The organism is Streptomyces sp. enrichment culture, assembly GCF_964272895.1.
In the GTDB taxonomy this organism is placed as follows: domain Bacteria; phylum Actinomycetota; class Actinomycetes; order Streptomycetales; family Streptomycetaceae; genus Streptomyces.
This window is the reverse complement of sequence record NZ_OZ186832.1, coordinates 4,365,434-4,385,285: the sequence shown is the minus strand read 5'-3', so window position 1 is coordinate 4,385,285 and position 19,852 is coordinate 4,365,434. Positions and strand designations below refer to the sequence as shown.

The 19,852-nt window shown below is 68.5% G+C and carries 25 protein-coding genes; 11 read left to right on the top strand and 14 right to left on the bottom strand.

Translation table 11 applies throughout. The features are described from left to right. Positions 1 to 3: 3 nt before the first annotated feature. The 3 genes from ACSU6M_RS19895 to ACSU6M_RS19885 form a co-directional block, all read right to left on the bottom strand. Complete coding sequence (locus tag ACSU6M_RS19895) at positions 4 to 1,002, bottom strand: hypothetical protein (RefSeq protein ID WP_437071096.1); 999 nt, start codon at positions 1,000 to 1,002, stop codon at positions 4 to 6. Between the two features lie 91 nt (positions 1,003 to 1,093). Then, the gene (locus ACSU6M_RS19890) at positions 1,094 to 1,429 is read right to left on the bottom strand and encodes a hypothetical protein (protein WP_437071095.1); all 336 of its coding nucleotides are present in this window, start codon (positions 1,427 to 1,429) and stop codon (positions 1,094 to 1,096) included. Positions 1,430 to 1,574: 145 nt separating this feature from the next. After that, positions 1,575 to 1,712, bottom strand: coding sequence for a hypothetical protein (locus ACSU6M_RS19885; protein ID WP_437071094.1), 138 nt, complete (start codon positions 1,710 to 1,712; stop codon positions 1,575 to 1,577). A gap of 509 nt (positions 1,713 to 2,221) precedes the next feature. Here ACSU6M_RS19885 and ACSU6M_RS19880 point away from each other — a divergent pair. The 4 genes from ACSU6M_RS19880 to ACSU6M_RS19865 are packed head-to-tail and all read left to right on the top strand — an operon-like array spanning position 2,222 to position 5,193. Further along, positions 2,222 to 3,844 carry a putative T7SS-secreted protein gene (locus ACSU6M_RS19880; protein ID WP_437075246.1) on the top strand — a complete coding sequence of 541 codons (1,623 nt, stop codon included), beginning with the start codon at positions 2,222 to 2,224 and terminating at the stop codon, positions 3,842 to 3,844. 11 nt (positions 3,845 to 3,855) lie between these two features. Beyond that, the gene (locus ACSU6M_RS19875) at positions 3,856 to 4,149 is read left to right on the top strand and encodes a hypothetical protein (RefSeq protein ID WP_437071093.1); all 294 of its coding nucleotides are present in this window, start codon (positions 3,856 to 3,858) and stop codon (positions 4,147 to 4,149) included. 55 nt (positions 4,150 to 4,204) lie between these two features. Further along, positions 4,205 to 4,807: a hypothetical protein gene (locus ACSU6M_RS19870; protein WP_437075244.1), complete on the top strand. Its 603-nt coding sequence runs from the start codon at positions 4,205 to 4,207 to the stop codon at positions 4,805 to 4,807. Between the two features lie 29 nt (positions 4,808 to 4,836). Then, on the top strand, positions 4,837 to 5,193 hold the full coding sequence (locus tag ACSU6M_RS19865; RefSeq protein ID WP_437071092.1) for a hypothetical protein: 357 nt from the start codon (positions 4,837 to 4,839) through the stop codon (positions 5,191 to 5,193). 331 nt (positions 5,194 to 5,524) lie between these two features. On the opposite strand, the gene ACSU6M_RS19860 is transcribed toward ACSU6M_RS19865, so the two are convergent. From ACSU6M_RS19860 to ACSU6M_RS19810, 11 genes are read right to left on the bottom strand one after another with little or no spacing between them, the layout of a single operon-like run. Continuing rightward, positions 5,525 to 6,559, bottom strand: a complete 1,035-nt coding sequence (locus tag ACSU6M_RS19860) for a hypothetical protein (RefSeq protein WP_437071091.1) — start codon at positions 6,557 to 6,559, stop codon at positions 5,525 to 5,527. Further along, positions 6,547 to 7,206 carry a hypothetical protein gene (locus ACSU6M_RS19855; protein WP_437071090.1) on the bottom strand — a complete coding sequence of 220 codons (660 nt, stop codon included), beginning with the start codon at positions 7,204 to 7,206 and terminating at the stop codon, positions 6,547 to 6,549. The genes ACSU6M_RS19860 and ACSU6M_RS19855 overlap by 13 nt, the downstream gene beginning before the upstream one ends. A gap of 60 nt (positions 7,207 to 7,266) precedes the next feature. After that, positions 7,267 to 7,686, bottom strand: coding sequence for a pilus assembly protein TadG-related protein (locus ACSU6M_RS19850; protein WP_437075242.1), 420 nt, complete (start codon positions 7,684 to 7,686; stop codon positions 7,267 to 7,269). A gap of 26 nt (positions 7,687 to 7,712) precedes the next feature. Then, on the bottom strand, positions 7,713 to 8,237 hold the full coding sequence (locus ACSU6M_RS19845) for a TadE/TadG family type IV pilus assembly protein (RefSeq protein ID WP_437071089.1): 525 nt from the start codon (positions 8,235 to 8,237) through the stop codon (positions 7,713 to 7,715). A gap of 23 nt (positions 8,238 to 8,260) precedes the next feature. Further along, positions 8,261 to 8,710, bottom strand: a complete 450-nt coding sequence (locus ACSU6M_RS19840) for a TadE family protein (RefSeq protein WP_437071088.1) — start codon at positions 8,708 to 8,710, stop codon at positions 8,261 to 8,263. A gap of 20 nt (positions 8,711 to 8,730) precedes the next feature. After that, a complete protein-coding gene (locus ACSU6M_RS19835) occupies positions 8,731 to 8,985 on the bottom strand; it encodes a hypothetical protein (RefSeq protein ID WP_437071087.1) in 255 nt (84 codons plus the stop codon). A gap of 50 nt (positions 8,986 to 9,035) precedes the next feature. Continuing rightward, positions 9,036 to 9,956, bottom strand: a complete 921-nt coding sequence (locus ACSU6M_RS19830; RefSeq protein WP_437071086.1) for a type II secretion system F family protein — start codon at positions 9,954 to 9,956, stop codon at positions 9,036 to 9,038. Next, positions 9,953 to 10,882 (bottom strand): type II secretion system F family protein, encoded by a 930-nt coding sequence (locus tag ACSU6M_RS19825; RefSeq protein WP_437075240.1) that lies wholly within the window; start codon positions 10,880 to 10,882, stop codon positions 9,953 to 9,955. The genes ACSU6M_RS19830 and ACSU6M_RS19825 overlap by 4 nt, the downstream gene beginning before the upstream one ends. Positions 10,883 to 10,929: 47 nt before the next feature. Continuing rightward, entirely contained in the window at positions 10,930 to 12,237 is a 1,308-nt protein-coding gene (locus tag ACSU6M_RS19820; protein ID WP_437071085.1) for a CpaF family protein, read from the bottom strand. Next, positions 12,234 to 13,070, bottom strand: a complete 837-nt coding sequence (locus ACSU6M_RS19815) for a hypothetical protein (RefSeq protein ID WP_437071084.1) — start codon at positions 13,068 to 13,070, stop codon at positions 12,234 to 12,236. Before ACSU6M_RS19815 ends, ACSU6M_RS19820 begins: the two co-directional genes overlap by 4 nt. A gap of 21 nt (positions 13,071 to 13,091) precedes the next feature. Further along, the gene (locus ACSU6M_RS19810) at positions 13,092 to 13,805 is read right to left on the bottom strand and encodes a hypothetical protein (RefSeq protein ID WP_437071083.1); all 714 of its coding nucleotides are present in this window, start codon (positions 13,803 to 13,805) and stop codon (positions 13,092 to 13,094) included. 601 nt (positions 13,806 to 14,406) lie between these two features. Between ACSU6M_RS19810 and ACSU6M_RS19805 the strand changes: the two genes are divergently transcribed. From ACSU6M_RS19805 to ACSU6M_RS19775, 7 genes are all read left to right on the top strand, one after another. Continuing rightward, on the top strand, positions 14,407 to 15,381 hold the full coding sequence (locus ACSU6M_RS19805) for a hypothetical protein (RefSeq protein ID WP_437071082.1): 975 nt from the start codon (positions 14,407 to 14,409) through the stop codon (positions 15,379 to 15,381). Positions 15,382 to 15,417: 36 nt separating this feature from the next. Beyond that, a complete protein-coding gene (locus tag ACSU6M_RS19800) occupies positions 15,418 to 16,179 on the top strand; it encodes a hypothetical protein (RefSeq protein ID WP_437071081.1) in 762 nt (253 codons plus the stop codon). 234 nt (positions 16,180 to 16,413) lie between these two features. Further along, on the top strand, positions 16,414 to 16,704 hold the full coding sequence (locus ACSU6M_RS19795; RefSeq protein WP_437071080.1) for a hypothetical protein: 291 nt from the start codon (positions 16,414 to 16,416) through the stop codon (positions 16,702 to 16,704). A 55-nt stretch (positions 16,705 to 16,759) separates the two neighbouring features. Next, the gene (locus ACSU6M_RS19790; protein WP_437071079.1) at positions 16,760 to 18,028 is read left to right on the top strand and encodes a putative T7SS-secreted protein; all 1,269 of its coding nucleotides are present in this window, start codon (positions 16,760 to 16,762) and stop codon (positions 18,026 to 18,028) included. 113 nt (positions 18,029 to 18,141) lie between these two features. Next, positions 18,142 to 18,570, top strand: coding sequence for a hypothetical protein (locus ACSU6M_RS19785; RefSeq protein WP_437071078.1), 429 nt, complete (start codon positions 18,142 to 18,144; stop codon positions 18,568 to 18,570). Then, on the top strand, positions 18,557 to 19,186 hold the full coding sequence (locus tag ACSU6M_RS19780) for a hypothetical protein (protein ID WP_437071077.1): 630 nt from the start codon (positions 18,557 to 18,559) through the stop codon (positions 19,184 to 19,186). The genes ACSU6M_RS19785 and ACSU6M_RS19780 overlap by 14 nt, the downstream gene beginning before the upstream one ends. Then, positions 19,183 to 19,791, top strand: a complete 609-nt coding sequence (locus ACSU6M_RS19775; protein ID WP_437071076.1) for a hypothetical protein — start codon at positions 19,183 to 19,185, stop codon at positions 19,789 to 19,791. The genes ACSU6M_RS19780 and ACSU6M_RS19775 overlap by 4 nt, the downstream gene beginning before the upstream one ends. Positions 19,792 to 19,852 lie beyond the last annotated feature (61 nt).

Sequence of the window (19,852 nt, the reverse complement as noted above, 5' to 3'; positions counted from 1 at the left end):
TCCTCACCACGGTCCCACTCTCCCGTCGATCGCACCGAGGAAGCCCTCGAACTCGGCCAACGCGGCCTCCAGGTCCTCCCGGCCGGCATCGTCGGGTGGGAGGTGAGGAAGGGTCGCCCGGGCGAAGGCGTCGGCGCCCCGGAAGAGGGCGTCGGCGAGATCCTTCTCGGTCGACCGGTCGACAAGTACGCCTGCATGACTCGTCTCCACCCAACCACCTTTGCTGCGGGCGAACTTCAACGAGAACGAGGAATCGACCGCGGCGGACTCGCAGACGCGGTCACGGCCGGCCAGGAAGCTCCTCACGCCGTCCAGCAGCAGCGTGACCGAGAGATGGATCATCATCGCCTGATCCGGAGCCCGCTCCCGTGAACTCACTTCCCCCTCGCTGCCGCGCACGCGCACGTGCCCCAGGTCGAAGCCGCTGGGAGGCGGTGGCTGGTTCTCGGCCACGGAGAACGTGAACTCCAGGGGACCGGAGCCTGCTTCGCGCGAGGGGTGCCCGACGCAAGTCACCCTCATGCGCTCGCGGTACTCCCCGAAAGCCTCCCTGAAGGCACGCGCGCTGGAATCGTCCACAGGGCTGTCCATGTTCATCAGCCCGAGGTTGATCTCGACGCTGGAGATGGGCACCTCGTGCGTGTCGTTCCATTCCGCGATCGCCTGAAAGCAGCGGGTGGCGGCGAAATAGGCCGGCTGGATGTCCGCGTAGTCCGGGTGAACCGCCATGTTTCCCTGGGAGTCCTTCGCCATGGGCCTTGTGGGAGGGACAACGACGAGAGCGGGCCAGCCGTCGCCCCGGAGGTTATCCCGGATCTCGGCTTCCGAGAAACGGGGACGACCGCCGTACCGACCGTGGGCGAAGAGGCCGGCCATGAGGACCGCGTCGACCGGAGTCTCGGAGCGCAGACCCCTCTGACAGGAGACGTCGGCGCAGCCCTCGAAGACACGCTGCCACCGGTCGAGCGTTCCGGGCTTCTGTGACGTGATGACCAGGTGCAAGACGACGTTCCCCTCAGGAAATGGGCATTCCGGGCAAGATACTGCGTGCTCCCGGCACCCTCTGGCCGGCCGAGCGCCCCGACGGGCGGAGTCAGTCGCCGACGGTCCAGCAGGGCGAGTTCTCTGGCGGCGCCGGCCGGACCGGCAGGCGGGAGAAGTCGATTCCCTCATCCGCGTGCGGGTCGCCGGTCGGGAGACGGTCCTGGTCGTCAGGGCTGTAGTACGCGCCATAGGCCCAGAACTCCGGGAGCTCGTGCGTCATGAGGTTCTGCTCCAGGGTGTCCATCTCCTTTCGCCCGTACCTGTCGTTGATTCTCGCCACGGCCTCGGCGCGGGGGATGCCGCAGTTCCCGACGAGCACGTCCACCATCTCGCGGAAGTACTCGAGCATCTCCTCGTCGAGGCGGATCAGGAATTCTGCGGTCATGAGGTTGGCCCTACCACGCGATGGACGGAACGGTTGAAGAGTTCTGCAGCGCGATCCGAGTAGATCGCCACCTGGTGCCCGAAGAAATCAGGCCCGCACCCTTCAGGAACCGTCTGACATTTCTGAGCATGGGCCCCTCCACCATTTAGTGACCATGCATGGCACCGCCGGAGCGGTGGTGTCTGATGAACTCGGCGAGCTCGTCACTCGGCCCGTTGAAGATCTTGCCACCCAGGCTGTCGAGCCCGCTCTTCGGCACCCTGAGCATCCCCTCGTCGATCAAACAGGAATTCCTCCGTCCTCACGACAGCCCCGCCCCCCTGTCGATCGCGCCGAGGGAAGCGCTCGAACTCGGCCAACGCGGCCTCCAGGTCCTCCCGGCCGGCGTCGACGGGTGGGAGGTGACGAAGGGGTGCCTGGGCGAAGGTGTCGGCGCCTCTGAAGAGGGCGTCGGCAAGGTCCTTCTTGGTCGACCGGTCCCCGAGCACGCCCTCATGACTCGTCTCGGCCCGACCGCCCTTCACTCGCCCGGCTTCCTCCCTCGCTGCCGCGAACGCGCACACGCCCCAGGTCGAAGCCGCTGGGCGGCGGTGGCTGGTTCTCGGCCGGGGAGAACGTGAAGTCCATGCGCGCGTGCCACCGACCTGCTCACTTCGTCCGACCACAGCTGCAACCGGGCCTCGGCTCGTCACGTCTGTCACACCGTAGGCCGCTCGCCTGGTCGATATCCGGCCACAGGATAGATTCATAGAAGTTCTCTTGCGCGATCGCAGCGTTACGGGGGTAAACGCGGTGTCCCACAGGCCGACCGACTGGCACGTACTCGACCTGGAGAGGGACCCGACCCCGGGCGACCCGCAGCGCATCCGCCAACTCGCGGGCGCCTTGCACGACTTCGCGGACGACGTGGGCGAGGCCCTGCGTGACCTCAAGGGCATAGCCAAGGAGGACGAGATCCTCTCGTGGGCGGGCAAGACGGCCGAGGTCTTCGCGGAGGAGTTCGGCGACGCCCCGAAGAAGCTGCGCAAGCTGAGGAAGTCCTACGACCTGGCGGGCGACGCGCTCGCGTCTTTCTGGCCCGACCTCCAGGACGCCCAGGAGAAGGCGGACAAGGCTCTGCGGGACGGCCGTAAGGCCCGCGAGGAGTTGAGCACCGCCCAGACCGCGCTGTCCGGTGCCGAGGACTGGGTGCGCCGTGCGACCGAGAAGGCCGACTCCTACGATCCGTCGAAGAACGGCGGCAAGGACGTTCCCAAGCCCGACGAGGCCGACGTACGCCGCGCCACCCGCGACGCGCAGCACGCCAAGGAGCGCCGGCAGGCTGCCGAGCGGAACGTCGAGTCCGCCCAGAACGCTCTGGAAGCGGCGAAGAAGCTCGCCGCCCAGGCCCGGGGCCTGCGCGAAGAGGCCGCCCGCCGCACCGTCACCAAGCTCCAGGAAGCCTCCGACGCCGGCATCCCCAACCGGCACTGGTGGGAGGAGATCGGCGACTGGATCTCCGACAACTGGGACGAGATCGTCACCGTCTGCAAGTGGGTCGTCGCCGTCGTCGGCATCATCGTCATGATCATCGGCGGTCCGCTGGGGTGGCTGGTGTTCGCGGCGGCGCTCGTCGTCCTCGCGGATACGGTGAGAAAAATGCTCAACGGCACAGCCGGGTGGGGGGATCTCGCCTGGGCGGTGCTGGACTGCATACCCGCCACCAAGGGCTTCACCAGCCTCGCCAAGCTGGGCAAGCTGTGGAAGGCGGGCGGGCTGAAGGCACTGGGCGCCGGGTTCATGAAGGGGATCGGCGGGGGCCTCAAGAGCCTGTTCCAACCTAAGGTCCTGGTCCATGCCCATACCTCGGCACTCGGGCAGGCACGATGGAAACGACTGATGAAGCTGAAGGCGGAAGGCCATGGCCCCCAGCGGCATCTCTTCGCCACCGACGCCCAACTGAAGGCACGACTGGGAGTGCCGAAGTTGGACAACAACGGCAACTTCATGTTCAAAAACGACGGCCACTTGAAGATGAAGGAGCACAAGGACCCGGAGACGGGAACGATCTGGGACTCCGAGCCAGCCGCGAACGGAAGCCCGAAGCTGCACCGTTGCGGCCCATACGCGACTCGCTTCAACCACGCCGAGGACATGATCCAGGCGGAAAGGGTGGCCCGGTCGCGGTCCGCCGCAACCGGGGACGATGTGGTGGACCTTCCCATGTCGGACCTGTTCGGACGAGCCGAGTACGGCGACCGCTTCACCGGGTTCTATGTGGACCCGAGCAACCCCGTGGATGCCGCGGGGAACCTGAATTACCTCCCGGTAGACTTCAGGGACGGGTCCGTCAAAGCCGTATTTAGAACGGATCCCACCTCCGGCACGAGAAACGTGACCATCTATCCGAATCCGCAGCCCGGACGACACCCTTAGGAAGCAGGTCCGTGTATCCCATCGACGACGATCTCCAGGTTTTTCTGGGTGGCGCCTTCTCGGCGGAAGTGGTCGATCGCCTCGACCACATCAGGGACGGACTCGGAAAGCGGTCCCCCGAGAGGCAGGAATCGCTGCGCCGGAGCTTTCGGCAGCTGATCGAGGAACGACTCCTCGATCTCCGCTCATGGGCTCAGCTCACAGACATCGACTTCGATTCGATGGATGAACTCTATGACTACCTCCAGGGCTGTTACGCCTATCTCTTCGAAGGCGCTGACAGCTTCCCAGAAGCCCCGTACTAGAAGGACCGGCGTGGTGCGGAATCTCTCTGAAGGAAAGCCCACTCGCGACAGGAGCCTGGGGTTCACACTCGCGGTTCCCCAATCTTGGTGGGAATTCGATATTCGTCCAGAAGGCCGCGAATCGACGGTGCGCTCGCTCGTCGACGAGCGCGTACGTCTCGTCCCTGAACTCGGTCCCTACCGTTCCGAGCTGACCGCGATGCTCCGTCGAATGGCCAAGGACGCCCACGAGTCGGGGGCGATCTACCTGGGCTGCATGGCGGAGAACTTCGATGGGGTACCCCTTTCGGCGACCATCACGGCCTCCGTCCTCGGCGCGAAGAACAAGCAGGGCGTCGCTCTGTCCACCGACCCCCGGGCCATCGCGGAGAGTCTGCGGACGATCACACCGCGCCGGGAGGGCGACGCGTGGCGGAAGGTGACGACGGTCGACATCCCTGACGTGGGTGTGGCCGCCCGGACGTACGGCGTGGAGGACGTACCCGTCGCGCAGGGGGACAGCCGCACCCTGCGGATGGCGCTGACCCAGACGTACATCCCGGTCCCGGGCACCACCGACCAGGTCGTCCTCGTCTCCGGCGCCAGCCCGGTCCTGGACCTGGCCGAGGCCTTCCACGACATCTTCGACGCCGTGACGAGCACGTTCCGCTTCGTCTGACCGACTGACTCACTTGGGGGACACGGCACATGGGCAAGGGCAAGAGCGACCTCTCGCTCCCGCTGGACGAGCTGGCCGGCTTCGGCAGCAGTCTGCGCTCCATCAAGAGCCGCCTGAACCACACCAAGAAGCTCTTCGAGTCGTACAAGGACGACATCGGCGACAGCAGCGTCAACGACGCCCTCGGCGACTTCGAGTCCAACTGGGAGGACGGCCGCGAGGACATCACCCAGCAGCTCGACGCCCTCGCGGACATGTCGGACGCGGTCGTGCGCGAGTTCACCAAACTCGACAAGGAGCTGGCCAAGCAGGTCCGTGACGCGATGAAGGTCGAGGACAAGCGGGGCGGGAAAGGCGGCACGGGTGAGGGAGGCGGCGGCAAGTGACGGCGCCGGTCCCCTCTACACGGACGGCACCTGGCTCTGGCGCGAGGACCTGCGGTAGCGATCGGTTACGGGTGACGCCCTGAACACGGCGGCGGAGTACGTCAAGACGTTCTACGACGAGGGCAGGAGCTTCGTCGGCACGACGCGCTCCTACGACCGCGAGGTGACCTTCCTCAAGGACGGCGCCGCCGCCGGGACGGCGGCGATGTCGCTCGACCAGGACTCGGGCTCTGCGGAACGCTGTCGCCGGAGCGCTTGGTGTCGGAGCCGGAAGCGCCGAGGGCGGTGAGAAGCAGAGCCGGGGTGAACGTCAGGAGTGCTGTCGGATGCCTCAGCGGTTCACCGACTGAATCTCCCGTACGGTCACGTCCTGCGTCGCGCCGAACGTGCCGTCCGGCAGCCGGCCGCCCTCGCCCGTCGTGCTGGTCCAGGTGATCCTCCAGGTGACGGTGGCTTGCAGGGCGTACGCGTCGTTCCGGCCCGTCGAGCGGAGGTAGGTGACGCCACAGGGCGGGGTCCGGTCCGCCTTGCCCTGCGTGTACGGCTCGCCGATGCTGTCGTCGGCGTTGATCGCGCACTCGCCGGAGGTCGGGTGGGTCTGGGCGTCCGCCGTGCCGGGGTCGATGCGGAGGGAGACCGGTTCGGCGGTCGTCGTCGCCGAGAGGCCCGTGCCGGGGAGGCTGGCGGTGACGGAGATCTTCCTGAACCTGGCCTTGTCCAGCCAGATCCAGGTCGGGAGGTTGACCGTGGACTCACCCGTCGGCCGCATCTCGATCTCGGTGCCGGGGACGGGGAGTTCGTCGTAGGCGTACTCGGCGAGCACCTGCGGTGTGACGGCGAGGGGCTCGTCGGGGGTGTCGCCGTTGTCGACCCAGAAGGGGGGCTTGTCGCAGGACTGGGCCTCCGGGTCGTCCTCCCGGTTGGGGTTGACGACGGCCGCCCAGAACATGCCCTCGCCTTCCTTGTCGAGGTTGTAGTTCTTGTAGGGCTCGCCGTCCTTGAAGTAGCCGTCGTACAGGTCGGCCACCATGTTGCCGATGCCGAACGGGTTGAACTTGCGCAGGCTGTCGACGGCGGTCTTGACCTGCTTCGGCGAGAACGCGGGCTCGTACCAGCACGCCGGCGGCGTCCAGTTGGTGTCCGTGGAGGTCAGAGTGCCGGTGTCGACCTCCTTCGTGCCGCCGGAGGTGGTCACCCGGACCTTCGTCTCGGCCCTGATCTTCCCGTCGCTCTGGGACCCGCTGGCGTCGCCGCCCGTGGCGGTTCCGCCGGTGCCGATGGCCTGGGCGGTGGCCGGTACGAGCGACAGGGCGAGCGCGGCGGTCAGGGCGGCCAGGGTCCTGTGCTGCGTGTTCACGGGCGGCATGCCTCCGAGCCTCGCTTGGCCAGGCCGGCGGTGTTCTGCCAGACGCCCTCGGCGTTCTTCGTCAGCCGCAGGTTGTACAGGACGTAGTTGTCCTCGGGCTTGGTCTGGCCGGACTTCTTCACCGCCCCGGTCTCACGGTCCGTGTTGACGGCCCCGCTCTCGTCACCGCAGTACACGACGGTCGCCGTCTCCTCCGAGAGGAGCTTGACCTTGAAGTCGTAGTAGCGAATGTCGCCCTTGTAGCTGATACCGGCGTCCAGGAAGCTCTGGACGTATTCGGCGGCGGCGAGGCGGACTTCACCGGTGCTGTAGAAGCTCAGCGCCTTCGAATCCGGCTCACCTCGCAGGATCGCGTCGCTCTCGGCGTCGATGCGGCGCTCGTTGTCCGCGAGGACCTCGTCCTTCACCGGGTCACCCGTCTTCGCCCCCTCGAAGACGTTGTCGACGCCGGCCGGCAACGTCACCTCCGGCCGGTCGATCCCGTCCTCCGTCGGTGAGGCCGGTGCCGGCGCGGTGGGGGACGTCGTGCCCGTGTCCGCGCCGGCGATCTTGTCGTTGGCCTTGTCCTCGGTGTCGGAGCCGCCGCAGGCGGTCAGGAGGAGGGTGGCTGTGGTCAGGTAGGCGGCGGCTGTGGTGCGCGTGCGCATGGGGGTCGTACCTCCGGGTGGGGGAAGTCGGCTGGGCAGGGGAGCAAGAGGAACGTCGTGTCAGCCCACCTCGTTCTCCGCCACCGCCTGACCGCGGACGACGACGTCACCGCCGTAGAACATGCCGGTGAAGACCGGGGAGTACGTGAGCTGGATCTCGACCTCGACCTGGGCCGCGTTCGCCGCCACGCAGTGGGAGGCCGCGATGTCCGCGCCGGTCATGTCCATCTCGCGGGCGAAGGCCCTGACGCGGGCGTCGCAGTTCTCGTAGTTGATGGGGGCCGGGCCGCCCTCGTTGTCGTAGAGCGCCTCGCGGTCGATGTCCTGGGCGGCGTAGCGCGCCGCCTGTTCCGCGATGTCGGCCGCGCGTTCCCGCTTGGAGATGGACATGCCTCCGTCGATCACGAAGGCGGACAGGGACAGGAAGACGAGGGCGAAGATGATGACCGCGCCGGCTCCGGAGCCGCGGTCGTCCAGCATCGCCCGGCGGGTAGCGATCCACGTTCTCACGCCGTCCTCCGGAACGGGTCCAGCGGTGAGCTGAAGCTCGCCGACAGGGTCGTGGGGATGTCCAGGCCCAGCATCGCCAGGCCGCGGACCTCGCAGCTGACCTCGACCGTGAAGAAGGTGTCGGGTTCGAAGCCGGGGCTCGTCTGGCGGACCGTGACGGGGCCCGAGCAGACGTCGTCCAGGTTCGCCTCCGCCGCCTTGCGGGCCTCGGCCATCGCCGTGGCGTGGTCCTTCTGGATGGAGCCCGCGCGGGCGGCGTCGCGGGCGGCGCCGTCGAGCGCGCCGCGGCCGTCCACCAGCTGGCCGAAGGCCACCAGCACCAGGATGAACAGGATCATCACCGGTGCCAGGATCACGACCTCGACCGTCGACAGGCCCTCGTCGCAGGAGGCCAGTCCCACGTCCCCGGAGGCCAGTCCCACATCCCCGGAGGCCAGTCCCTCGTCCCCGGAGGCCAGTCCCACATCCCCGGAGGGCAGCCCTTCGTCCCAGAAGGCCAGTCCCTCGCCCCCGGAAGGCATCCCTTCGTCCCTACCGCTCACCGTCAGTTCTCCCCCTCCGGCACGAACCGCTCCACCGGCCCCGACGACTCGGCGTGCACCGTCAGGTCCAGGCCGGGGAAGACCGTCGGCACGCGCGCGGTGATCTCCACGCCGACCGTGTTCGGATCCGGCTGGAGCATCGTCACGTCCGGGGACAGCACCAGCTGCGGGCCCAGCTGGTCGATGTAGGAGTCGACCACCGTACGGGCCTCACCGCGCCAGCCGCCGGGCTGCTGGTCCGCCGTGGCGCGGGCCTTGCGGGCGCCCGCCTGGGCCGCCGCCTGTGCCACATGGTCGGCGAAGAAGTACAGCGCGAACTGCACCGTCGCGAAGATCATGAAGAACAGCACCGGCGTGAGCAGCACGAACTCGATCGCGGTCATGCCGGAGTCGCCGCGGGCGGCAGCACGCTCCACCCGGCGGCGTATCCAGCGGCGTACGCGCACCAGCAACCCCGTTGTTCCGGCAGCCGTCAGCAGGTCTTGCCCGCGTCCGCGCCCTTGATGCAGTCGCCGACCTTGTTGGCGCCCTCGCTCAGCGCGGCGTTGATGATGGCCGCCACCACGCCGACGATCGCCACCACGACCGCGGAGATGATGACCCACTCCACGGCGGAGGCGCCGCGGTCGAGTTCGCCGGAGCGGGCGCGCTCGACGCGGGCGCGCAGGAAGGTGACGAGGAAGTCCACGGCCGGGATGCCGGTCGAGAAGTCCTTGCGTGCGTTCATGAGTGTTCTCTTTCCTCTCAAATCAGCTGGGGCGGTTGCGATCGGTCACGTCACACCTGGAACACCCGCATCGCCGCCGGGAAGATCAGGAACACCAGGAAGCCGGCGCACAGCAGCAGCTGGGCGACGAGCATCGACTGCGACTTCTCGCCCGCGCTGCCCTCGATCTCGGCCAGCTCGCGGTGGCGCATGGTCTCGGCGCGGGAGGCGAGGGACTCGCGGACCTTCGCGCCGTCGTCCGCCACCAGGGCGAGGGAGGCCGAGAGGTCCTTCAGCTCCTCGACGCCCAGCTCCTCGCCCAGCTGCCCCAGCGCCTGCCACTGGCTGAGGCCGGTGATCCGGGCGTCGGCGAGGGCGTTGCGGATGCGCTGCGTGGCCCAGCCGTCGGAGACCTCGGCGGCCGCCATCAGCGCCTCGGGCAGACCGCGGCCGCCCGCGAGGCTCATGGATACGAGGTCGAGGTACGCCCCGATGACGCGCCTGAGGTCCCGGCGCTTCTCGGCGGCGTCGCGCCGCACCTCCAGGTCGGGCAGGAAGAAGAACACGGCCGCGCAGAGCAGGGCCAGCCACACCGGGATGACCGGGCTGCTGCCGAAACCCATCGTCCAGACGACGGCGAAGAGGAACGGGCCGAAGATCAGGCCGGTCGTGCCCAGCAGCACCTTCGTCGCCAGGAACTTCTCCCAGCTGCGGTCGAGCACCGCCAGGTCCGCCCGCAGCGAGCGCTGCTCCCAGCCCTGCTGGAGGTAGAACTCGGCGACCCGGACGCCCACTTCGGCGCGCAGGGAACCGAAACGTCCCGTGTCCTGCGTGCTGCGGGCCGACTCGTACGCCGCACCCCGCGCCCGCATCGCGTCGATCCGCGCGACCTGCGCGACGGCGCTGCGCTTGCTCGGCATGAGGGCGCGGATCAGGGCGTAGACGCCGAGACCGAAGATCACGCCGACGACGATCGGCATGGTGAGGCTCATCGCCGTACCCCCTCCTCCGTAGGCACCGGCGTCCGCGGCCTGACGAACCGCACCGACGACTCGTCGCGCACCAGGAACCGCTCGGGCGTCTCGATGGTCGACAGCTTGCGCAGCCACCAGAAGCCGAGGCCGAACAGGCCGCAGACGCAGGCGAGGACGAGCTGGCCGACGGCGGTGCCGTAGGGCTCGACGAACTCGCGGTTGAAGATGGACAGGCCGAGGACGAAGGCGATCGACACCGCAACGACGATCTGCACCGAGCGGCGCGTGGACGCACGCTGGGCCATCACGCGCTGGCGCATGTCGACCTCCTCGCGCGCCGACTTGGCGAGCGCGCCCAGCACCTGGCGCAGACCGGGGCCGCGCAGGCGGGCGTTGAGGATGAGCGCGGCGACGATGATGTCGGCGGAGGCGTCGTCGATCTCGTCGGCGAGGACCTGGAGCGCGTCGGGCAGCGGGGTGCGGGCGCGCAGCCGGTCGACGAGGGCGTCGAGGTGCGGGCGCAGCACGGGCGCCGCGGCCCGGGCGGAGGCGGGGATCGCCTGCTCCAGGCCGACCGCGCCGGCGATGGTGTCGCGCAGCGACTCCGTCCAGGAGGCGAGGGCCTCCACGCGCCGCATGGCGGCACGCTCCTCGCGGGCGCCGCCGAAGAGGCGGTCCCAGAAGAAGACGAGAACGCCGGCCGCGATGCCGGCCACCGCCCAGCGGGTGAGCAGCAGCACGGCGAGGCCGACGAGGGCGGCGAGCGAGCCGCGCTGTCCGGCGAACCGGATCAGCTCGTTCACCCGCTCGGCCGCCTTCTGCTTCTCGTGCTCGGGCTTGGCGGGCAGTCCCCGTACGGCGACGAGGAGCAGCGCGAGCCCGCCGCCGACGGCGACGCCGGAGCCGATGGCGTACAGGACGGTCGTGGAGAACAGGCCGCCCATGGAGCCGAGTTGGCCCACCGCCCCGAGGTTCATGGTCATCTGGTACGTCACCCCCACGCCCCGTTCGGCCGGTAGCCCTGCGCGATCAGGTCGTCGATGCAGGCGATCGGCGCGTGCGGCACGACCCGTCCGTCGGGCGCCTCCGCGAACACCTCGCTGGACAGCACGCGTCCGTCGACACCGTTGACCTCGCGGATGGAGGTCACCATGCGCTGGAGGCGGCCGCCGCTCTGGAAGTTGTTGCGGCGCTGGATGAACACCACGAAGTTCACCGCGCCCGCGATCAGCATCTGGCTGGCCTCGATGGGCAGCCGTTCCGACGCCTGAAGGGCGTAGGTGGAGATGCGGTTGAAGACCTCGCTGGAGCTGTTGGCGTGGATCGTGGACAGCGAGCCGTCGTTGCCCTGCGACATCGCGTTGAGCATGGTCACGATCTCGTCGCCGAGGACCTCGCCGACGATGACCCGCGAGGGGTTCATACGCAGCGAGCGGCGGACCAGCTCGGCCATCGAAATGGCGCCCTGTCCCTCGGAGTTGGGCAGCCGCTCCTCGAACGCCACCACGTTGGGGTGCAGTTCCGGGAAGGTGTCCAGGCCCAGCTCCAGCGCGCGCTCGACGGTGATGAGGCGCTCGTGCGGCGGGATCTCGTTGGCGAGGGCCCGCAGCAGCGTGGTCTTTCCGGCGTTGGTGGCGCCCGCGATCATGATGTTCTTGCGGGCGCGCACCGCGCAGGCCAGGAAGTGGCCGATCTCCGGGGTGAGGGTGCCGTTGCCGACGAGGTCGGAGATGAAGACCTTGCCCATGCGGGCGCGGCGGATGGAGAGGGCCGGCCGCCGGGCCACGTCCATCACGGCCGACAGACGCGAGCCGTCCGGCAGCCTCAGGTCCAGCTGGGGGTTGGCGGAGTCGAACGGCCGGGAGGACAGACCGCTGTAGGCGCCCAGCACCTGGATGAGCTCGATGAGCTCCTCGTCCGTCTCGGCGACCGGCTCCCCGCGCACCTCGCGCCCGTCGGCGTACCCGACGAACACTTGATCACAGCCGTTGATGTCGATGTTCTCGACCTCGGGGTCGTCCAGCAGCGGCTGGAGCCGGCCGACGCCGAACAGGGCGGCGTGCACGGCGGCCGCGTACTGCTCCTCGGTCTCGGCGTCCAGCGGTGTACGCCCCGCGTTGATCTCCTGGCGGGCGTACTCCTCCAGGATCTGGGCTATGACCGCGCGGGCGTAGTGCCGCTCGTCCTCGCCGGACATCGGCGTGACACCGGCGGCCTGGTCCTGTCGTCGCTGCTCGGCGATGCGGTCACCGGCGTCCTGCCGGAACCGCTTGACCAGCGAGTGGTCGACAGCGGTCATCGGCCGGCTCCCTGCGGGGCCCCGCCGGGTACGGACCAGGCGGCGCCGTAGCTCTGGTAGAGGTCCGCGGTGACCTTGCGGGCCGAGCGGATGAGCAGCGACTTCTCCAGCCGGCCGCGCCTGCGCCCGGCGAGCTGCTCGGCGCCGGCCGGGTCGTCGGCGATGGTGCCGACCACGCGGGCGCCGGTCTGCGCGTGCACCAGCATGTCGTTGACCTGGCCCGCGAGCTTGCCGGCCTCGCCCGGGTCGGCGACCAGGACGACGCCGATGAGCGGCATACCGAGGCTCGCGGCCCCCCGGGCGCCGCCGTGCAGCTTGGCCGACAGGGCGGCGGCGCGGTCCCGGACCCGGGCGATGGCCTCGGGCTCGGTGCGCGAGATCAGCAGCACCAGCGCGGCGTGCGGGAACAGTTCTACGGCCGGGGTGTCGCCGCTGATGCGTCCGCAGTCGGCGATGACGTCGGCGGGGGCGGTGGGCGAGTCGCCGAGCGAGGCGAAGGCGCGGCCGAGGGTCGGCCACAACCCGGCCAGACCGGCGGCCTGTTCGGCTATGCCGAGCCCGACGAGCACCTCCAGCCCGCCGCTCAGCGGCTGGACGTGGTCCCAGAGCTGGTCCGGCACGAGACCGCGCCGGGCGGTCGCGGCGATCGACAGCATGCCGGTGTTCGGGTTGAGCGGGCCGCCGTGCGCGGCAGCCGACCGGTACACCAGGTCACCGCCGGCCGGGTCCGTCTCGGCCAGCAGGACGCGGCGCGGCCAGACCGCCGCGAGGGCGACGGCCGCGGTGGTGACGCCGGGGGAACCCTTGTCGGCGGCGAGAGCGATGAGCGCCATGGCTTGTGGTGCCCTGCCTTCTCAGTTGCCGGGGACGTGCACGACGGCGACGGCGCCCGCGGAGGCCGCCTTGGCGACGGCGGCGGCGTCGGCCTCGTCGACGAGCAGCGTCAGGGACAGGTTGCCGGTGGTCACGGTGGCGTCGCTGTCCTCGGCCACCTTCTGGACCTTGGCGTTGTCCACGAGCAGGCCGCCGGAGGACGTGGACGCGGAGGCGTCGTCGTCGTTGTTGTTGGAGCCGGGGGCGGCGTCGACGTTGTAGACGGCGACGGTGTGGCCGGCCCTGATGTCGGAGGGGTACTGGCCCTCCTTCAGGGCCACACCGACGGCGGCCTTGCCGGCGGGGAGGCTCGCGACCTCCTCGAACATCTGCCCCATCACGACCGTGTCCTTGTAGATGGTGGACTTGGCCTTGAGCGTCTTCAGGGTGTCCCGCTGCTCCCACAGCACGTAGTTGATGCTCGCGTCCTCGGCGACCAGGACGGACGTCACGTTGTCGCCGACGGACTCACCTGCCTCGATGGTGTCCGTCACCTTGACGACCTCGATCCGGTCCCCCGCCCGCAGCACCAGCATGGTCGCGCCCAGCGCACCCACCAGGATCAGCAGCACGGCAAGGGCGGCCAGTGCGGGTTTGCGCTCGCGAGGCGGCGTGGGAAGCCGGTCACCGACCGACGGCTGAGCCGGAACGGCGGAACGCCCGGCGCCCGCCCCCGTACGCTCTTGGATCTTCACGCAACCGCTCCCCGTACACCCAAGACGTTGTCCGCCAAGTCTGCCAAATTCTTTGCAAATCCGGACACTTCACCCGTCACCGCGCTCGCCGTCCGCGTCCTGCGCGGGTATGTCAGCGCTGGGGTGAGTGTCAAGCCATGGCACCGTATCAGCCGCTCATAAGCCCCTCAAGGCACGCCCGAGCCCTCCGGCCACCCCCCGGACACCGTTCCCCCTCTGCAACTCGACACGCACCCGTCCCCCCAGGACAAGGGCTTCCCGCACCCCTCGCCCTGTGCGTCAGCGAATCTGTTGCCGATCCCTTACCGCCCGCGGACAGACCTGTGACGGAGCCGACGCGGGCTTCGTCACCGGGCGGCCACGAGCCCTGCACGAATCGCTCACGCGGGTCGGAGGCGGGTGGATACGCATGGATACCGACAGAGGGGGCGGCACCGGCCGCGAGTGGCGCATTTCTTTTCACACAAGCGAAGCGTCTCAGTAGCGTTCCGCGGGGCGGGTGACGGCGGAACGGGGGCGGGTGACAGCGGAGCGGGGGCGGAGTGACAGCACACAGCCCCCTCCACCCGGCCGCTCGCGATCCGTCCGCGGGGATACCGTCGTGACCCTCGACCGCGCTGTCCACATGGGAAAGTTGTGTGAGAAGGGGCGCACCACGATGAACATCTGGCAGCCCGACGCTGGGGAGACGCTTCTCTCCCGGGCGCCCGTCAGTTTCGCCACCGGTGCAGCGGCGCCTGTCAGAGGTATGCGCTGGTTCCGTGACACGGAACGCAACGACATCCAAGGCGAGCTGCGGAACTGGCCCGAGGGACCCACCTTCACGGCTCGATCGGCTGGAGAGGCGGCCGCCCTGAAGGCTCTCAAGGGTGCCGCCAAGCTGACCGGCGTAGCTTTCATGGCCGTACTCAGTGCCGCGGGAGGGAATGTCTCCGGCAGTCCGCACGCCGGCCACCCCGGAGCCGACACTCCGGACGACCCTGCCGATGAGGTCGACGACTTTCCGGTCATGTGGGCCGCGCCAGGCACGATCGCTCGGACGCTGCCCTGGCAGCTGGACCCCGGTCGCTCGGACGAGAAACGGTACTCCACACACCTGATCGTCACGGATCGCAGGCTGGTCGTCGTCGGGCTTCCGTTCAACAAGAAGGACATGCAGTTCATCGATGACGAGGTGCTCTGGCAGTGCCCTCGCGCCGATCTCCGTAGCCTCGATCTCAAGGACTTCAAGGACGGCAACGACTTCAAGCTCACGTTCGAGGACGGCTCGTGGTGTCGGCTCACCAGTATGCGGAGAAGGCGGCTCACCCGCTATCTGACCCCGCCCCGGGAACTCATCTCCTTGGAGTCCTTGACCCCTCAGCAGCGGACGACCGTTTCAGAGTTCGCCACGAAGATGGAGATGCCGGATTCCGTCACCCCCATCATCACGCGAAATCCGACCGGCCGTCTGCGTGTTGAGATCCTCCTTCCCAGGAGGTACACGTCCGCCTTCGGGGCCTCGGAACAGACCATCACCATGGAGACCGACGGGAAAAGGGTCGACATCGAAAACTTCCTTCCCGAGGACTTCTGACCACCCCCCGCCACCGTCTGAAACGGCCTCCACCCCATGACCTCCCCCACCGGCCCCACCACCCCCCTCCCCTCAGCGCCCTCCGACCCACCCCCCATCTGGTTCCTCACCCCCGACGGCTTCTTCGCGCTCCCCCTCGCCGCCACCGCCGAGGAGCGGACGCGGTTGGCGGGTGCCTTCGTCCGCGAGCTCTACTCCCGAGGGGACGAGTCGGTGTGGGGCCCCGCGGCCCCGTACTACTCGGCGCTGGCCGAGCTCATGGCCGGCAACGGTGTCTCGTACGCCGCGCTGGGCCTGTTCTCCACGTCGGAGGAAGAGCTCACCCCGGACGGCGAGATAGCCCGGCACGACCTCTCGGAGGGTGCCGCCCAGTGTGTGTTCACGGTGGCCGCCGTCCCCACGGACCAGTCGGCGGACGAGGCCGACGTGGTGGCCCAGGGCATCCTCGCCACGCTGTCCGCGGATCCGCACCACGACGTCCGCTGGCTCGACCTCCCCTGCGGACCCGCGGTCGTGTGCGCGACATGGCGGGAGTTGAAGCTCGCCCCGGAGGTGACGGCGAGCGGTGAGCCCGCGGACCTCGTCACCGCCCAGATCCAGGCGCATGTCCCCTTCCCCACAGGCCCGTTCACAGCCGTCTTCACCCTCTTCACGGCGGCCGTGGACCACTGGGCCGAGTTCTGCGGATTGATGGAGGCCGTCCTCCGGACCGTCTCCTTCGCCGATCCGGAGATCACGGATATTGCGGATTTCAGGGATGGCACGGATATCACGGATATTGCGGATATCAGCGTCTGATGCCGGAATAGAGGACCGCATCACCACGGACGAGGCGAAGTGACCCGTCCATGGAGGTCCCGAGGCCGGTATCGGCAGGAAATGTGAGCACCCGTGCGCAATATGGCCACGGATCGATTGCCGCATAGACCCCGATCTGCCGGAATCACCCCCCTTACCGCGCGACTGTCCGCGGTGGCGAAACCGGGTGGGTGACCGATAGCGTCCCTGCTGCCGGTACGAAGGAGACGCACGATGACCGATCTCGGGGTGGACTACGACTACCTCTACACGATCAAGAAGGATCTGAAGACCGTACGCAACGAGTTCACCACGTGCTCCGCCCATCAGGAGAGCATGAAGGACGAGTACGGTTCGGATCTGGTCTCCGGCGCGATGGAAAAGTTCACGGACAACTGGGACGACCACCGCAAGGAACTCCTGGAGAACATCGAGAAGGTCGGCAGCCTGACCGAACAGGCCATCCAGAACTTCGAGAAGCTCGACAAGGAACTCGCGGAAGTGAACAAGAAAAAGAAGAAGTAAGAAGAAGTAAGAAGAAGTAAGAAGCGGCAAGAGGCAGGAACAGAGGACACCGGCTGTGGCGCGACGCCCGACCGACTGGTCACCGATAGCCGAGACCGATCCGGTTCCCGGCGACCCGGAGGCCGTACGCGATGAGGCCGACAGGCTGAAGAAGATCGCCGAGACCCTGGAGCGGCAGGTCTCCAAGCTGCGCCGGCTCGGCAAGGACGAGAACATCAAGGGCAAGTACGCCGATTCCCTGCGGGAAGAGGCGGAGAAACTGGCCGATCGCTTCGACAAGACCAAGGGCCGCTACAAGAAGGTCCAGGGCCATCTGCGCACCTGGGCGGACGAACTGGAGTACGCCCAGACCGAGTCGAAGAAGGCGCTCGACAAGGCCAAGGCCGACGAGAAGAACGAGGACGTCGTCGACGAGGCCAAGAAGCAGCTGACGAAGGCGATCAACCACCGCTACACACACGCCCTGTCGACGCGTCGGCGCATTCTCGACGCCATCGACGACGAGGTCGAGGACAGCCTCTGGGACGACACCATCGGCTGGGTCAAGGAGCACGCGGACGGCCTGAAGCTCTTCATCGACGTCCTCAGTTGGATCGGTACGATCGCCGCGATCGTCGCCATCTTCATCCCAGGACTCAACCTCCTCGTCCTGGGACTGGGCCTGGCGGTGGTGCTGGGCCGGTTCCTGCTGGTGAAGGCCGGGAAATCGACCTGGATGGACCTCGCCTTCGATGCGTTCGGCCTGGTCACCATGGGGGCCGGCGGTCTTGCGCTCAAGGGCCTGCGGGCCGCGAACACCGCGACGCGGGCCGCCTCCACGGTCAGCCGGACCGCCAAGCTCAAGAACGCCCTCGCGGCGACCAAGTCGATCCGCAACCAGCTCGCCAACCGGCTCGCGAGCGCGACCGACGACGCCGCGGCCGCCGCCGTCCGGGCGGAGATGACCGCGCTGCGCAAGGGCATCGCCGGCCGCATCGGCAAGGTGTCCCACGAACTGCCCCAGCCCAGCAAGCTGTCCAAGGTCCTGCACCTCGGTGACGACGAACTCGCCGCGCTCGGCCAGAACATCCGCAGCAATGTGAGCAGGTTCGGCGACGGCGTGCCCACCGGGACGAAGCTCGGCGGTGGCGCCGCCTACGGCACCGCGCTCGCGGCCACTTACGGCGGCGCCCTGGTGGACTGGGGCGACAAAATGCTCGGCGACAATGACACGCTCAATGCCGTGAGCGACGGACTGGGCATTCCGCACAAGCCGAGTGCCGATTGGTACAATGATTTCAAAGCGAACCATGGAGTGACCCAGGCGTCATCCGCGTGGAACTGAGCGGGAATTCAGCCTCTACGCGGGCGGGCGTCCTGGCAGGCGTCGGGGAAATATTCGGGCACGGGGGACCGCGGGAAAAACGGAAATTGCGGGAAATGCGGAGGACTGGGACTGTGGCGGCGCATACGGATACCGGCGGGCACGCCGGTGCGGAATCGACCGACCCCGGACTGATCAAGGTCCTGCGGGCGGTCATCATCACTCCGCTCGTCGTCCTCGCCGTCGTCATCGTCGGCGCGGTCCTCATCTCCTCCGGCGCGCTCCCCGAGGGTTTCCGCCCGTTCCTGCGGGTGCCCGGACAGGGCCTGCCCCTGCTCGCCGTACTGGCCCTGTCCGTCGGTGTCTTCCTCGTCCGCCGGCGCGGAGCATGGGGCCCCGGAGTCACGTTCCACTTCGTCGTCGGCGGACTGGTTCAGCTGGCCCCGCTGCTGCTGCTGATGCACCATCACCCGGTGGTCCTGGCCGCGCCGTTGCTGCCCGGCCTGATCGTCCTGGCCCTTTCGGCCACCGAACGGAGAAATCGAGTAGATGCCGGCGAATGAGACGGCCACGGCCATCGGCTACACGCTCATCCTTCCCCCCGGCTGGGGAAAGATCCCGCTCAGGGAAGGCACGGCCGAGGCCGTCAAGGAGATCGTCGACGACGCGGCACGCCGGCTCTCTCCCGACGTACCGAAGGACAAGCTCGTCGAGGCCCGCATGGAGCTGCACCGGCGGCTGAACGGTGTCGTCAAGGACGCCCAGCGGCGCGACGGGCTTGACCTCTACCTCCCCGTGGAGCCGCTGCACGGGCACCTGACGTCGGCCTCGTTCATCGTCTCCAAGGTCGACACGCCCCTCAGGGACGGGGTGACCAGCGAGGCGGTGATGACCCGCCTGGTCGCCGACTCCGACTCCACCGAGCCCGTCCAGGTGCACGAGACGGCCGGCATCCGCGGGGAGCGCGTCCTGCCGCCGAACCCGGACAAGGGCGTCGAGGTGGGCTCCCGCCATGTCGACTACGTCCTGCCGGTGCCCTCCACCGACACCACCACCGCCTCGTGGATCGTCGTCAGCTTCTCCACGATCGGCGACGGCGATCCGGCAGGCGGCTTCGCCGACATCCTCGTCGAGCTCTTCGACGCCCTCATGACGACCTTCCGCTGGAGGACCGAGTGAATATCCAGTTCGCTCTCGACACGGACAGCGATCCCACCGTATGGCTCGGCGTGCCCCTCCTCGACGGCCGCGGCGCCGGACGCGAACGCCGCAAGTGGGCGCGGCGTTCGGCAGAGGTGGTGTGGAGCCTGGCCGAGGGCGCACCGGAGGGCAAGGACGACGTCAAGTCCCTGGCACGCCAACTGGAGGCCGCCGCCGAGCTGTTGCCGGGGGCGGTGCCCGTCCACCAGGCATTCGTCTATCTCCCCGACCCGCGCCGGGAGTTCCTCACCTTCGTCGTCCACATCGGCGTGAGCGAGGGCGAGACCGAGGCGACCCTCGCCGAACTCGTCCAGAAGGACGCCCCCGGCGCCCTCCAGGACCCCGAGGTCATCGACTTCGACGTCGAACGGCTGGGCCGCGGCATGCGTTCCCTCCGCTACTTCGTCTCCCCCAAGGCCGGTGCCGTCTGCTGCTCGGTCAACTACGCCTGGCGCCTCGACTCCCTCGGCATCGACGTCATCCTGCGCTGCGTCAGCGACAACGTCGGCTGGCTCACCGCGAACATGGAGGAGTTCGACGCGTTCGCGCGCGGGCTGAGGGTGCTGGAGGCCGAGGAGGGCTGAGCCCCCCCGCGGCGGCATGCGGGGCAACTGGTCACGTTCGCGCCATACTTCGCAGTGGCGA